Source organism: Demequina sp., from assembly GCF_049841215.1.
Taxonomy (GTDB): domain Bacteria; phylum Actinomycetota; class Actinomycetes; order Actinomycetales; family Demequinaceae; genus Demequina.
In genome coordinates, this window is record NZ_JASGEO010000005.1 from 261860 (window position 1) to 275179 (window position 13320).

At 66.7% G+C, this 13320-nt stretch carries 14 protein-coding genes; 3 read left to right on the plus strand and 11 right to left on the minus strand.

What is annotated here, in order from left to right; all coding sequences use genetic code 11:
* Nucleotides 1–15: 15 nt before the first annotated feature.
* The 3 genes from acnA to QM618_RS02110 all read right to left on the minus strand — a co-directional run bounded on the left by acnA (nucleotide 16) and on the right by QM618_RS02110 (nucleotide 5875).
* Nucleotides 16–2712 carry an aconitate hydratase AcnA gene (acnA, locus tag QM618_RS02100; protein WP_428094265.1) on the minus strand — a complete coding sequence of 899 codons (2697 nt, stop codon included), beginning with the start codon at nucleotides 2710–2712 and terminating at the stop codon, nucleotides 16–18.
* Between the two features lie 78 nt (nucleotides 2713–2790).
* Complete coding sequence (locus QM618_RS02105; protein ID WP_428094268.1) at nucleotides 2791–3996, minus strand: class I SAM-dependent RNA methyltransferase; 1206 nt, start codon at nucleotides 3994–3996, stop codon at nucleotides 2791–2793.
* Complete coding sequence (locus tag QM618_RS02110; RefSeq protein WP_428094271.1) at nucleotides 3989–5875, minus strand: APC family permease; 1887 nt, start codon at nucleotides 5873–5875, stop codon at nucleotides 3989–3991. Before QM618_RS02110 ends, QM618_RS02105 begins: the two co-directional genes overlap by 8 nt.
* Nucleotides 5876–5916: 41 nt before the next feature.
* Here QM618_RS02110 and QM618_RS02115 point away from each other — a divergent pair, with 41 nt between their 5' ends.
* Nucleotides 5917–6582 carry a potassium channel family protein gene (locus QM618_RS02115; protein WP_428094274.1) on the plus strand — a complete coding sequence of 222 codons (666 nt, stop codon included), beginning with the start codon at nucleotides 5917–5919 and terminating at the stop codon, nucleotides 6580–6582.
* Nucleotides 6579–7238 (plus strand): potassium channel family protein, encoded by a 660-nt coding sequence (locus QM618_RS02120; RefSeq protein WP_428094277.1) that lies wholly within the window; start codon nucleotides 6579–6581, stop codon nucleotides 7236–7238. Before QM618_RS02115 ends, QM618_RS02120 begins: the two co-directional genes overlap by 4 nt.
* On the opposite strand, the gene QM618_RS02125 is transcribed toward QM618_RS02120, so the two are convergent.
* The 6 genes from QM618_RS02125 to QM618_RS02150 form a co-directional block, all read right to left on the minus strand.
* Nucleotides 7186–7845 (minus strand): DUF3159 domain-containing protein, encoded by a 660-nt coding sequence (locus QM618_RS02125; protein WP_428094281.1) that lies wholly within the window; start codon nucleotides 7843–7845, stop codon nucleotides 7186–7188. The two genes, QM618_RS02120 and QM618_RS02125, sit on opposite strands and share 53 nt — an antisense overlap.
* Complete coding sequence (locus QM618_RS02130) at nucleotides 7842–8120, minus strand: OB-fold nucleic acid binding domain-containing protein (protein WP_428094284.1); 279 nt, start codon at nucleotides 8118–8120, stop codon at nucleotides 7842–7844. The genes QM618_RS02125 and QM618_RS02130 overlap by 4 nt, the downstream gene beginning before the upstream one ends.
* Nucleotides 8117–8776 (minus strand): DUF3710 domain-containing protein, encoded by a 660-nt coding sequence (locus QM618_RS02135; protein WP_428094288.1) that lies wholly within the window; start codon nucleotides 8774–8776, stop codon nucleotides 8117–8119. The genes QM618_RS02130 and QM618_RS02135 overlap by 4 nt, the downstream gene beginning before the upstream one ends.
* Nucleotides 8773–9222: a dUTP diphosphatase gene (gene dut / locus QM618_RS02140; protein WP_428094292.1), complete on the minus strand. Its 450-nt coding sequence runs from the start codon at nucleotides 9220–9222 to the stop codon at nucleotides 8773–8775. Before dut ends, QM618_RS02135 begins: the two co-directional genes overlap by 4 nt.
* Before the next feature lie 5 nt (nucleotides 9223–9227).
* Entirely contained in the window at nucleotides 9228–9527 is a 300-nt protein-coding gene (locus tag QM618_RS02145; protein WP_428094295.1) for a DUF4193 domain-containing protein, read from the minus strand.
* A 146-nt stretch (nucleotides 9528–9673) separates the two neighbouring features.
* Nucleotides 9674–10498: an inositol monophosphatase family protein gene (locus QM618_RS02150; RefSeq protein ID WP_428094298.1), complete on the minus strand. Its 825-nt coding sequence runs from the start codon at nucleotides 10496–10498 to the stop codon at nucleotides 9674–9676.
* 68 nt (nucleotides 10499–10566) lie between these two features.
* On the opposite strand from QM618_RS02150, the gene sepH reads away from it, so the two are divergent.
* The gene (gene sepH / locus QM618_RS02155; protein WP_428094301.1) at nucleotides 10567–11595 is read left to right on the plus strand and encodes a septation protein SepH; all 1029 of its coding nucleotides are present in this window, start codon (nucleotides 10567–10569) and stop codon (nucleotides 11593–11595) included.
* Nucleotides 11596–11597: 2 nt separating this feature from the next.
* On the opposite strand, the gene QM618_RS02160 is transcribed toward sepH, so the two are convergent.
* Together QM618_RS02160 and QM618_RS02165 are read right to left on the minus strand one after the other, a co-directional pair.
* A complete protein-coding gene (locus tag QM618_RS02160) occupies nucleotides 11598–12755 on the minus strand; it encodes an alkaline phosphatase family protein (protein WP_428094304.1) in 1158 nt (385 codons plus the stop codon).
* Complete coding sequence (locus QM618_RS02165; RefSeq protein WP_428094308.1) at nucleotides 12752–13318, minus strand: DUF5998 family protein; 567 nt, start codon at nucleotides 13316–13318, stop codon at nucleotides 12752–12754. Before QM618_RS02165 ends, QM618_RS02160 begins: the two co-directional genes overlap by 4 nt.
* Between the last annotated feature and the right edge of the window lie 2 nt (nucleotides 13319–13320).

Sequence of the window (13320 nt, forward strand, 5' to 3'; positions counted from 1 at the left end):
CAGCGTCGGGCCGTATTAGGCGACGAGAGACCTGAGCACGTACTGAAGAATGCCGCCGTTGCGGAAGTAATCCGCCTCGCCAGGGGTGTCGATGCGCACCGTCGCGGTGAACTCCACGACGGAGCCGTCGGCCTTGGTGGCGCGCACAGGCAGCGTCTTGCGGTGCTCGCCGTCGCTGAAGCTTGAGACGCCCTCGATGTCGAAGGTCTCTGTGCCGTCGAGGCCGAGCGACGCGGCGCTCTCCCCTGCCGGGAACTGCAGCGGCAGCACGCCCATGCCGATGAGGTTGGACCGGTGGATGCGCTCGAAGCTCTCGGTGATGACCGCGCGCACGCCGAGCAGGCTCGTGCCCTTCGCCGCCCAGTCGCGAGACGAGCCGGAACCGTACTCCTTGCCACCAAGGATCACGAGCGGGATGCCCGCCTCTTGGTACGCGACGGAGGCGTCGTAGATCGACGTCACCTCGCCCGTGAGCAGGTTGCGCGTGAAGCCACCTTCGATGCCCGCGCCATCGTTCTCGTCGGCGAGCAACTGGTTGCGCAAGCGAATGTTCGCGAAAGTGCCGCGAATCATCACCTCGTGGTTGCCTCGGCGCGAGCCGTACGAATTGAAGTCGCGGCGCTCCACGCCGTGCTCGGCGAGGTAGCGGCCCGCAGGGCTGTCGGGCTTGATAGAGCCGGCGGGCGAGATGTGGTCTGTCGTGACCGAGTCGCCGAGCAGCGCGAGCACCCGGGCACCGCTGATCTCGCGGACGCGCTCCGGAGCCAGGCCCATACCCTCGAAGTACGGGGGCTTGCGCACGTAGGTGGATGCGTCGTCCCACTCAAACGTCTTGCCGTCAGGGGTGTCGAGTCCTCGCCAGCGCTCGTCGCCGGCGAAGACCTCCGCGTAGTTGGACTCGAACATCTCCTCGGTGATGGCGGATCGCACGATCGCCTCCACCTCGGTGGGGTCGGGCCAGATGTCCTTGAGGTAGACGTCGTTGCCCTCGGAGTCCTTGCCAAGCGGCTCGGTGGCGAAGTCGTGAGCCATGGTTCCCGCCAGCGCGTAGGCGATGACGAGCGGCGGCGACGCCAAGTAGTTCATCTTCACGTCGGGGTTGATGCGGCCCTCGAAGTTGCGGTTGCCGGACAGCACAGACACCACGGTGAGGTCGTGGCCGTTGACGGCGGCGCTGACCGGCTCCGGCAGCGGTCCCGAGTTGCCGATGCACGTGGTGCAGCCGTAGCCAACGAGGTGGAAGCCCAGAGCCTCGAGGTCCGGCCACAGGCCGGCCTTCTCGTAGTAGTCCGTGACCACCTGGGATCCAGGCGCCATCGACGTCTTGACCCAGGGCTTCGACGTGAGTCCGCGGGCGTTGGCATTGCGCGCAAGCAGCGCCGCGGCGAGCATCACCGAAGGGTTGGACGTGTTGGTGCACGAGGTGATCGAGGCGATCACCACGTCTCCGTCCTTGAGCGGCACCTCCGCGCCGTCTTCGCCCACATAAGAAGCATCGCGAGCGTCTCCCGCCCGCACCTGCGAGATCGCCTTCTCGAAGGCCGGCTTGGACTCCGTGAGTGCTACGCGGTCCTGCGGGCGCTTAGGCCCCGCGATCGATGGCACCACGGTGGCGAGATCCAGCTCGAGGTACTCGCTGAAACGCGGCTCAATGTAACCAGGGGCCGAAGGATCGTGCCACAGGCCCTGAGCGCGAGAGTATGCCTCGACAAGCGCCACCTGGTGCGGCGTGCGTCCCGTGAGACGCAAGTAGTCGATGGTGACGTCGTCGATCGGGAAGATGGCCGCCGTGGAGCCAAACTCCGGCGACATGTTGCCGATCGTGGCGCGGTTGGCGAGCGGCACGGCGCCAACGCCGTTGCCGTAGAACTCCACGAACTTGCCCACCACGCCGTGCTGGCGAAGCATCTCGGTGATCGTCAGCACCACGTCGGTTGCCGTGGCGCCCGCGGGAATCGAACCTGTGAGCTTGAATCCAACGACGCGCGGAATGAGCATCGACACGGGCTGGCCAAGCATCGCGGCCTCCGCCTCGATGCCGCCAACGCCCCAGCCAAGCACGCCAAGGCCGTTGATCATCGTGGTGTGCGAATCGGTTCCCACGCACGAATCCGGGTAGGCCTGAGTCACATCCCCCACGGTCTTGGTCATCACGGTCCGTGCGAGGTACTCGAGGTTCACCTGGTGCACGATTCCCGTGCCCGGCGGCACCACCTTGAAGTTGTCGAACGCGGTCTGGCCCCAGCGCAAGAACTGGTAGCGCTCGCGATTGCGCTCATACTCAAGATCGGTGTTGAGCTGCAGCGCGTCACGGCGGCCAAAAACGTCGATGACAACCGAGTGGTCGATGACCATCTCCGCGGGAGCAAGCGGGTTGATCACGGACGGGTCGCCGCCAAGTTCGGCAACGGCTTCACGCATCGTGGCAAGGTCCACAACACATGGCACGCCCGTGAAGTCCTGCATGACCACGCGTGCGGGCGTGAACTGAATCTCGGTGTCCGGCTCCGCGTCGGCGTCCCACTCGGCGAGGGCACGCACGTGGTCGGCGGTGATGTTGGCACCGTCCTCGGTGCGAAGCAGCGCCTCGGCCAGGATCTTGAGCGAGTACGGGAGCTTCTCGAGGCCCGGAACGGCGTCCAGTCGGTAGATCTCGTAGGTGTGGCCCTCGACCTCGAGGGTGGCCTTCGCCCCCAGGGAATTCACGCTCATGGATGGCTCCTCTTCGCTTATGGATTCCCATTCTATCGGCCACGACGCACCGCGAAACCGGCACGAAACAGGGCGGCGTTACCGTTCAAAGACGGCGAGGGTTTCCACGTGGTGCGTCATCGGGAATAGATCCCACGCCTCCGCGCTCGTCAGGCGATAGCCCAACTCGGCCAGCAGCTTCGTGTCTCGTGCGAGCGCCACGGGATCGCACGCCACGTACACCACTCGGCTGGGCACCAACGCGGCGAGTGCCGCGAGGGTTTCGCGGCCGGCTCCCGATCGCGGCGGGTCAAGAACAACAACGGCCTGCCCGACGGCGTGGTCGCCTAGTCCTTGCCGTAGCGACTTGCGCACATCGCCGTGGAGGACGCTCACGTGATCGGTGGCGCTGACGTTGCGGCGCGCGGCGCGCACAGCGTCCGCGTCCGACTCCACGGACACGACCCGCTCAAAGGAGTCCGCGAGCGCGGTCGTGAGCAGGCCCGCGCCCGAGTACAACTCGAGCGCAACCGCGCCCGTTCCGGCGAGTTCGGAAACCCTCCTCGCGAGCAACGATGGCGCCTCGACGTGCACCTGCCAAAACCCGGTGGCGTCCACCACAAGGTGGTGTTCCGCCTTCCCAACGCGCACCACCTCCTTGACGCGCCGCGGCGCGTTGTGCCTGGTATCGCGCCTGCCGTTGTGCCACCGCGCGCCATCGACGGCCACGAACACCTCGGATTCGCTGGGGTCTACCACGTGAACACGGCCTCCCGCGGGGAATCGCTGCCCCAGCAGGGCGGCCTCCGCGGCGGAAGTTGCGAGCGGCATCGCGGTGAGGGCTCGGGACTCGTGCGAGCGGAACAACCGCATTGCGGCGCGCCCCTCGGCGTCCGCGATTGCTGCGACGCGCGTGCGGTAGTGCAGACCTGCGCGGCCCACGTCGCCATGTGCCTCAGCCACCTCGCCGGGAAACTCCTGCCCGGCGAATCGCGTGAACGCGTCTCGCAACACGGCGAGCTTCCATTCTCTCTGGGCCGGAAGTGATACATGACCGAGCTCGGCACCTCCCACTCCCCCAGGGCCAGCTTCTGGCCAGGGGTGAGCGACGCGATCCGGGGAGGCCTCGAGGATGGTGACGGCATCCGCCCTCCAGAAGGCAGCGTCGGGCTGTGCCTCGGTGAGCCGCACCTCGACCGTCTCCCCAGGCAGCGCGTGCCTCACGAACACCACCCTGCCGTCGTGACGCGCTACGCAATGCCCACCGTGAGCCACGGGCCCAACGGTGAGGCGTACGTCAGGCACTGGGGTGCCCGGAATCGAAGCTCACCACTTGATCAGCCGCAGATTCGAGGTGCCACGGCACGGCCGCCACCACCACGCCGGGCGTGCGCAGCAGGAGCGACCTCAACCGCGACGTAGATCGGTTGTGAAGGAACTGCTCCCACCAGCGGCCAACGATGTATTCGGGCACGTACATGACCACCACGTCACGAGGGCTCTCGCGATGCACGGACTTCACGTACTCCATGACCGGGCCCACGATGTCGCGATACGGAGAGTCGAGGATCACGAGCGGAACGCCAATGTTGAGCTCGGTCCAGCGTCGCTGCAGCTCGCGCGCCGCGGGCGCCTCGATCTTCACGCCGATGGCCGTGAGCGTGGTGTGCCTGCTCGCCTTGGCGTAGGCAATCGCGCGCAGCGCGGGACGGTGCAGCTGTGCCACGAGCACCACACCGTGGGTGGCCGAGGGAAGCGCAGAGGCGGGATCGTGAGGCTGCACGCGCAACTCTTGGCGCACCTTCGCGTAGTGCACCTGAATGGCACGCATGCCGATCACGAGGATGACCATGAGGCCAATCGCGATCCAGGCCCCGTTGAAGAAGTTGAAGACCGCGACGATGAGCCACACGGCAGCGGCGGCGATCGCGGCGACCATGTGAAGCGCGCGCAACGCCGTGAGGCGGAAGAGCTCTCGAGGCTCGGTCTCGAGCGCGATCTTCGCGGTCATGAGGCGCACCATCGCCACTTGGCTCAGCACGATCGACGTGAACACCCCAATGACGTACATGTGGATGAGCTGTTGCAGGTCCGCTCTCGCGGCGAGCACCACCACGGCGGAGGCAATGGCGATCGTCAGCACACCGCCGCGATAGACGAGGCGGTCATTCCTCATGGCGAGCTGCCGCGGCAAGTAGCTGTCGGAGGCGAGCAGCGACGACAGCCCCGCGAAACGACGGAACACCGCCGACGCCGCCGCGTACAGAATCGCGATGGCCGCCGCGCCAATGATCCACGTGGGCCACGAGGCGGAGAACATCTTGTCCGAGACCTGCAGCACCGCCGGGCCGTCCACCCACCCGGAGATGGAGAAGTGCCACACGAGCCAGCTCACGGTGAAGAACGCAAGCGCGGAGATCGTCACGGCAATCATGAGCGTTCGCCCCGCGCGCACTCCCTGGGGGGCGGCGTGGAACGGACCGGACGCCGCGAGAGACTCGATTCCGGTCATCATCACCGAGCCGGACGCGATGGCGCCAGCGAAGGCGATCACCACGGTCCAGGCGGAGCTGTGGTCAACCGGCGCAGGCTCCGGCAGCGCGGGACCGAGGATGCCGCTGAACACGAGCAGGCCCACAATGACGACCAAGAAGGCTACGGTGACCACAACGAGAAGCCGCGCTCGCGTGCGCACGCCCCTCAGGCTCAGCAACGTCATCACGAGGATCGCGAGCAGCGCGAGCACCGTCTCCTGGAATCGGGTGATGGGCAGCAGGTAGTGCGCAAATTGCGCCAACGCGGCAACGGACACGGCCACCGTGAAGAGATAGTCGACGAGTAGAGATGCTCCCGTGACGAGCCCCGCGGTGGCGCCCAGCTTCTCACGCACGAGGCCGTAGTCGGCTCGCTCGTCGTGGCGCTGCCGCACGTTGTCGCGATACGCGAAGCCGAGCAACAGCATCAGGAGAACTACTCCGCCGGCCATCCACGGTCCCGCCGAGGTGAGCCCTCCTCCGCGCAGCGCCTCGATCACGGCGTCTGGCGCGTATGCGACGCTCGACAGCATGCCGATGCCAAAGATCGCGAAGGCCACACGCGTGCGGACGGCGACGGGCCGCTCGGACTCCGTGGCAATCGGCGCCCCAAGAATCGCGGTCTTGACCCGGTTCAGAAACGTCCGCACGTCGCACCATCCTAGGTGGAAGGGGTATAGCGTGGGGCCTTGTGCACATCGTGATCATGGGATGCGGCCGCACCGGCGCAACCCTGGCCGGGCAGTTCGAGGCACGTGGCCACACGGTTGCGATCATCGACCTCGTTGCGGACGCGTTCCGTCGCCTACCCAGCGGTTTTGAGGGATTGCGCATCACCGGCGTGGGTTTCGACAGGGAGACCTTGCAGGCGGCAGGCGTGGAGAACGCCTACGCCTTCGCGGCCGTCTCCGACGGCGACAACTCCAACATCCTCGCGGCTCGCGTGGTGCGCGAAACATATGGCGTCGAGAACGTCGTGGCTCGCATCGCCGATCCTGGCCGTGCAGAGGTCTACCGCCGTCTTGGGATCCCGACGGTGGCGCCAGTTCCGTGGACAAGCCAGCAAATCGTGGCGCGGCTTTTGCCCGGCGACCTGGGCGCACTCTACGAGGACACCTCCACCGGGGTTGCCATGCGTAGGTTGAAGTTCAATGACGGCTGGATTGGGAGATCGGTGGTGTCGCTCGAGGCCGCGACGGGAACGCGGGCCGCATACCTCGTGAGGTTTGGCGAGGCGCTGCTGCCTCAGCCAGACACGCTCATCCAAGATGGCGACGATGTCTTCGCCATCGTGCCGGAAAGCGCCGCAAGCGGCGTCGAAAGAGTGCTGTCCAAGCCACCTAAGGCGGCGTCATGAAGGTGATGATCGCAGGTGCCGGGTCCGTGGGCAGGTCGATCGCTCGCGATCTCCTTGAACACGGCCACGAGGTGCTGCTCATGGACAGCTCCCCCACCGCCATGCGCGTGTCGCAGGTCCCTGAGGCCGAGTGGATGCTCGCCGACGCGTGTGAGATCTCGGCGCTTCGGGAAGCAGGCATCGAGGAGATGGACGTGGTGGTTGCCGCCACGGGAGACGACAAGGCCAATCTCGTCGTCTCGTTCCTCGCGAAGACCGAGTTCGCCGTTCCCCGCACCGTTGCACGCGTCAACAATCCGCGCAACGAGTGGCTCTACGACGCGCAGTGGGGCGTCGACGTCGCCGTCTCGACCCCGCGCATCATGACCGCCATGGTGGAAGAGGCCGTGGCGATCGGCGACCTTGTCAAGGTCTTCACCTTTCACCAGTCCGGCGCGTCTATCGTCGAGGTCACGCTTCCGGCGGACTCCCCCAAGGTGGGTGTGCTGTTGCGGGACATTCAGTGGCCGCTCGATGTGGTGCTCACCTGCATCATTCGCGGCGACAGAACCATCGCACCAAGCCCAGATGACACCATCGAGGCACATGACGAACTGCTGTTCGTTATGGCTGCTGAGGCGGATCCTGAGGCTCTGGCTTCCGTCCTACGTTCCTGACGATGAGCCACGTGACCCACAGGGTCAGCGCGAACAGCGGCGTGCCCATGACAAGCTTGACCGTCCCAAGGACGGCGGCCTGATCGGCAAGATACAGCGGCACCTGCACCAGCAGACGAAGCCCAAACATGATGGCGAGCACAGCCGTGCCCAGTTGCGCCCTGCGCATTGCGCCCGGCTGTGAGCGCCACGCGGAGCCCGTGCCGTGCACAAGCCCCATCACGATGCCGGCAACGGGCCACCTCACCGCCATCGAGATCAGCAGCCCCACAAGGTACAAGGCGTTGGTGATCAAGCCCCAGCCATAGAAACTGGTCGCGTTGCCCGTACGCCAGGCCCAAATCGCGCCAATGGCCACGCCCACCACTCCGGACAGCGCCTGGGTGAGAGGTGCGCGCTGAATGAGGCGGATCGTGACGAGGATCGCCACCACCGCGAGCGCCGCGATCGTGGGCGCCTGCCACGTCTTGGTGAACGTCACCACCGCCACGTAGACGATGCCGGGCAGCGCCGTCTCGATGAGCCCGCGCCAGCCGCCGATGGCTTCGGTGAACGAGAACTCCTCGCCGCCAAGCAGCTTGGCGGCGCGCGCCTGTGGCTCGCTCACGACGGGGCCAGGAGCTCGTAGCGGGGATTGAACATGCGCGGCAGCGCCTTCGCCGCACACACCGTGCCCTCAAGGCTGATGCGAGCGCCGGGTTCGATTCCGGGGATGGAGCGGCGGCCCATGAATACCGCGTCGATGCGCCCCGTGCCGTCGTCCAGCTGCACGCAGAACTGCGGCGGCGCGTCGTGCGGCTCAACACGGATGGCCACGACGCGGCCGGCGACGTTCGCCGACAATCTCGGCACGGCGTCGGCGATGCGAACGGTCGAGTTCACGCCTCGTCTGCCTCGGGCTCGTCAGCGGCAGCGTCGTCAGCGGCAACTTCGCCAGCGGGCGCCCTCAGCGCGAGCACGGAGCCAGCCGGCGCATCAGCCGCACCCTCCATGGCGGACCGATCCACCGCACACAGCGAAATGAATGCGTCCACTCGCGCAACGACGTCGTCATGCGTGACCGAAGGCCCAGACGACACCGCGCGAATCATCCAGTCATCGCCCTCGATGCCTTGGAAGCGCATGGTTGCGTCCACGAGCACGCCCTCGGTGGTGCGGCCCGTGAGCACGCCGATGACCTCGGTGCCGTAGCGACCCTCAATGACCTGCTGGTACCCAGGGCGGTTGCGCAGGTTCGCGAGCAGCGCCTGGCGGGTATCGGTCCACAGGCTCACACCGCGCTGCTTGGCGATCACCTGCAGCTGCAGCGCGCAGTCGGCGATGCGAATGGTGACGGCGCCGATTTCGTCAAACTTGGGGTCAATCTCGAGGCGCGCCTTGAGACCGGGGCGGGCGGGAAGCCTCAGCACGCCAAAGTCGTAGAACTCGGCGTCTGCCGGAGCGTCCGCAACATCCCACGGGCCGTTCGCAGAGGTGAGGTCGCCAAGCCCGTCGTCCACAGCGTCGGCCGTTGCCTGCTCAACGTCCTCTTCGCTCATGCTCCGCTCACTCCCGTCGATCCGAAGCCGCCTTCGCCCCTGTGGGAGCCGGGCAACGTCTCCACAGTAACGAACGCCGCGCGCTCGACGCGCTGAATCACGAGCTGAGCGATGCGGTCGCCTTTGGCGAGCCTCACCGTGTGCTCGGGATCGGTGTTGAGCAGCGTCACCGAGATCTCGCCGCGATAGCCGGCATCAACCGTGCCGGGCGCGTTGACGATGGTGACGCCTTGTTTTGCCGCGAGCCCGGAGCGGGGGTGCACGAGCGCCACATAGCCCGCGGGGAGAGCAATGCACACGCCCGTTGGCACGGTTTGGCGCTGGCCGGGTGCCAACTCCACGTCGATTCGCGTGGTGATGTCCGCTCCTGCGTCACCTGGGTGCGCGTACGAGGGAACCGGAACGTCCGGTGAAGTGGTGCTGATGAGCACCTCAACATCGCTCATGCGAGCTAGGCCGCGCACTCCGAGCAGATGGGCTGATCCTTGCGGAACGTCGCCAGCTGGCTGCGGTGGTGCACCAGGAAGCAGGACATGCACGTGAATTCGTCCTGCTGCGGGGGAAGAACCCGTACGGAGAGCTCCTCGCCGGACAGGTCGGCACCGGGGAGCTCAAAGCCCTCGGCGGCGTCGGCCTCGTCCTCGTCCACAACACCAGACGACTTGTCGGCGCGGCGCGCCTTCAACTCCTCAATGGAGTCGGCTGAAATCTCGTCGTCGGTCTTGCGAGGAGCGTCGTAATCCGTTGCCATGCGGCGTGAATCCCTTCACCTTGGTTGCGTGAGTGTTCAATGCGCTGAGTGCCCGGTTTGTTCCCTGGGGCCAACGAATTGTGCCCCACTTGGGCAATATTTGCTAGCCCACCTTCGGAGTGTCGCGGGCCGTGTTCGCCCGACGCTTACTTCAGGGCGGCGAATGGGTCACGGGCGCCTGCGGCTTCCAAGGCGTCGCGCACCTGCGGCCACGAGTCCGGATGGGCCGCGATCGTGAGGTGCTCATCCGGCGGGCCAGCGTCGATGCCCGCCACCATCACCCCTGCTTCTTGTGCGATCAGAGCGCCCGCTGCAAGGTCCCAGGCGTTGAGCCCGTGCTCGTAGTACGCGTCGAGTTTCCCCGCGGCAACATGGCACAGGTCGATGGCGGCGGCGCCCATGCGGCGGATATCGCGCACTTGCGGAAGCATTCGCGCCACGATCTGGCCCTGGATGGCCCTGCGCTCCGCGATGTACTGAAATCCCGTGCCAAGCAAGGTGGACTCGAGCGGAGCGCTCTCCGTGCGCTCCAACCGTTCTCCGTCACACCACGCGCCCAGGCCGGCGCCAGCGGACCACAACCGGCCAGAGCCGTCGTACACGGCACCGGCGAGGGCCGTCCACTCGTGGGTGCGCGCGGGTCCGCTCACCGCAGCCACCGATACGCCAAAGGTGGGCAGTCCGTAGAGGTAGTTGACCGTGCCATCGATGGGATCGAGCACCCATGTGATTCCCGAGGTGCCGGGAGTGTCGTCGCCCTCTTCGCCGAGTATCGCGTCGTCCGGTCGCAACTGCGCGATGCGTGCCCGCAAGAGCGACTCTGCAGCGAGATCCATCTGGGTCACGATGTCCACGCCAGAAGACTTGGTCGCGGTGACCTTGGCGGAATCCACGCGCTTCGTGATCAGCTCGCCTGCCTCCGTTGCCAATGTCCTGGCGATCTTGAGAAGTTCGTGCGGCTCGTTGGTCATGCGTCCATCCTGGCGCATGCGGCGTGCCGTGCCGAGCGAAGCGTGAGCGACCGTGGCACGCTGACAACATGACGCGCGTGAACCTCGTGGGCCCCGCCGAGGACGGCCTGCACATCGTCGTGGAGACCGACGGCGGCGAGCAGTACACCCTTGCCATCACCGATGAACTGCGGCATGCGGTCCGCTACGCGCGACCCAAGCCCGCATACGACGCAGCGGACGACTCCTCGGACCAGTTGTCGCCCAAGGAGATTCAGCAGCGGATCCGCGCTGGACTCACGGCCGCAGAGCTTTCGGAGCTCACCGGTGCGCCGCTCGAGACTCTCGAGAAATTTGAGCCGCCGGTGATTGCCGAGCGCACCTACGTGGCTGAGCTGGCGCGCACCACCCGCATTGGCAGGGACCCGAGCGCCCCCGTTCTTGGCGAGTTGGTCATCGACCGCCTTGCGGGCCGCGGAGTGGACCCTGACGACGTGCTGTGGGATGCATGGCGTGAAGTGGACGAGCCGTGGCAAGTGGCCGTGGACTTCCCCGCCGGCGGCCGCACCGTGCGCGCCCAGTGGACGTTTGACCACTCGTCGCGGACGCTCACCGCGGAAGATGACGAGGCCCGCTGGCTCACGGAGACCGAGCTCCTCGACGTGCCCATTCCCCGCAGGCACCTCGCCGCGGTCCCCCAATCCGCCGACGACTCAGCGCCCCTCCCGGAGCACCGGCCCGCAATGCCCGTCAGCGCGGAGCCGGAGCCGGAGCCTGAAGAAATCGTCGACGAGGTGGACCCCACCGAGGCGCTGCTCGATGACCTCGACGCCCGGCGTGGCAGCCGCGAGGCTCCCGCAGACGTCGAGGACGACGACTCGGACGACGAGCTTTTCGAGGGCTTCGGGCCGGCCAACCAGCGCACCGCGGAGGTGGGATTTGGGCAGAGCATGCCGCACCCAGCAGGCTCCGCGCTGAGGGGCGAGCCGGAGGCCAAAGCCGAGGAAGCGTCGGACAATCCGCCAACTGAGGAACTGGAGAAGCCCACCCGCAAGGGCAGGGCGTCCGTTCCCAGCTGGGATGAGATCGTCTTTGGCGCCCGCCACGACCAAGGCTGAAACTAAGCCACGATCAACAGCGGCACATAGAGTTCATCTGGCGTGAGCGAACCATGCATTCCCGCGAGTTGGAGGGATGCCGCGGTCTGGGTGCGCGAGTCGACGACCGTTGCGCAGCCCGTCATCGCCACCACCACGTCGCCGATGCGCGCTGTCACGTGCGGCGCGACGTCGCCAAAGACTCCAGCCCCGATCCACTGATCGCGAGTGCCGACCACCGCGTGGTCGCCAAGTTCGGCTTCCCATCGCGCCGCAACCTCGGCGGCGTCGATGCCGGGCGCTACGTGCACGTGCAGGGCTCGCGGCTCCCCAGCAACGATTTCGACGCCGTGCGATAGGGCTGGGTTGGTGGCAACATTCCACCTGGGAGCGCCCACAACATCGACCATTCCGTGATCGGCGGTGACGAGCATGACGGCCCCGTCGGGAATGCCGCGGGCGAGGCGCGCTAGCTGGCCGTCCGCCTCTTCTAGCGCCGCTACCCACTCGTTGGATTGCCAGCCGTGTGCGTGGCCAGCGGCGTCGATCTCGCTCCAGTAGAGATAGGTCATCCCGGGGCGCGCAGCTGCAGAGATCGCCGCGTCAACTCCGTCGTGGAGATGGGGCACGCCCACAAAGGTGCCGCCCTCGAGCACGGCGCGGGTGAGCCCAGAGCCGTGGAACCGCGGCTTGCCCAGGGTCGTAACCTCTACCCCAGCCTTGGTCGCAGCGCCCATAAGGCGCGGCTCGCGCTGCCACTCGTCCGGCGACGGCGCTCCTTCCCAGCTGACAAGGTTCGCCAGCTCTCCCGTTTGGGGGTTCCGCACCGTGTAGCCGGTCATGCCCGTGCGGCCCGCCGCCTTGCCGGTGCCAAGGAGTGCCAAAGAGGTGGCGGTGGTGGTGGGGAACGCCGCGCTCAGAATCGCGGATTCGGCGCCCCTCAGGAAAGGCGCATGACCCTTGCGAGCGTCGAGCTGGTAGTGGCCGAGCCCGTCGAGCAGCACCACGATGACGTGCCGCGCGTCGGGCACCGGTATCTGCACGCGCGCGGCCGTGGCGTTTGCCTCCGGAATGTGGACACCAAGCGCGTCGAGGGCCGCCGGGATCAGCAGACCAAGGTGCGCTCCGTCCAGTTGCGGAGAGACGAGCCCCGCGTCCTCCAGATGCGCGGGGTCTGTCAAGGACGGGCCCCCACCGCGGTCTGCAGTACCGCGGCAAAGTCAACGAGGGCGCGCACGGTGTCTTCGCCATCGGCGATGACGCTCACGCGCACAAGCGAGTCGTCGCCCACGATGGCTCCCGAGTAGCCGTGATCCGCCTCGCAGCTCTCGTCCCCGCAGCTCGCCGGCTCGAGCTCGATGCGCGAGTGGATTCGCCAGCCGACGGCCAGCACCAGTTCGCTTGGAAGGTCGCCATCGCGGAAGTCCTCCGGGTGGTGTACCACATGCGTGAGGGCCATGTTCTGGATTGAGACAAGGGTGGCCGATTCCACGGTTGCGGACGCCTCATGCATGGACTGGTCAACGTGCCCTGCTCCATCGTCAACGTGGAGCCGCAAGAGTCGCCTGTCGGTGATCACGAGCACCGTCATGTGGCGGCGAACCTCATCCGCATCGAACGTGGTTTCCGCGTGCACAAAGTGCGCGCGCACGGACTCGTCACCTATAGCGGTGCGGAGAACGTGAGAGACCAACGCCGGGTAGTAGCCTGCCGTCGCCACGGCCTGTTCCAGGGTGCCTTGCATGG

Coding starts and splice junctions, on each gene's coding strand:
- dut (WP_428094292.1), bottom strand. CDS start 9,222: ATGAGCGATGTTGAGGTGCTCATCAGCACCACTTCACCGGACGTTCCG.
- QM618_RS02145 (WP_428094295.1), bottom strand. CDS start 9,527: ATGGCAACGGATTACGACGCTCCTCGCAAGACCGACGACGAGATTTCA.
- QM618_RS02165 (WP_428094308.1), bottom strand. CDS start 13,318: ATGCAAGGCACCCTGGAACAGGCCGTGGCGACGGCAGGCTACTACCCG.
- acnA (WP_428094265.1), bottom strand. CDS start 2,712: ATGAGCGTGAATTCCCTGGGGGCGAAGGCCACCCTCGAGGTCGAGGGC.
- sepH (WP_428094301.1), top strand. CDS start 10,567: ATGACGCGCGTGAACCTCGTGGGCCCCGCCGAGGACGGCCTGCACATC.
- QM618_RS02135 (WP_428094288.1), bottom strand. CDS start 8,776: ATGAGCGAAGAGGACGTTGAGCAGGCAACGGCCGACGCTGTGGACGAC.
- QM618_RS02150 (WP_428094298.1), bottom strand. CDS start 10,498: ATGACCAACGAGCCGCACGAACTTCTCAAGATCGCCAGGACATTGGCA.
- QM618_RS02120 (WP_428094277.1), top strand. CDS start 6,579: ATGAAGGTGATGATCGCAGGTGCCGGGTCCGTGGGCAGGTCGATCGCT.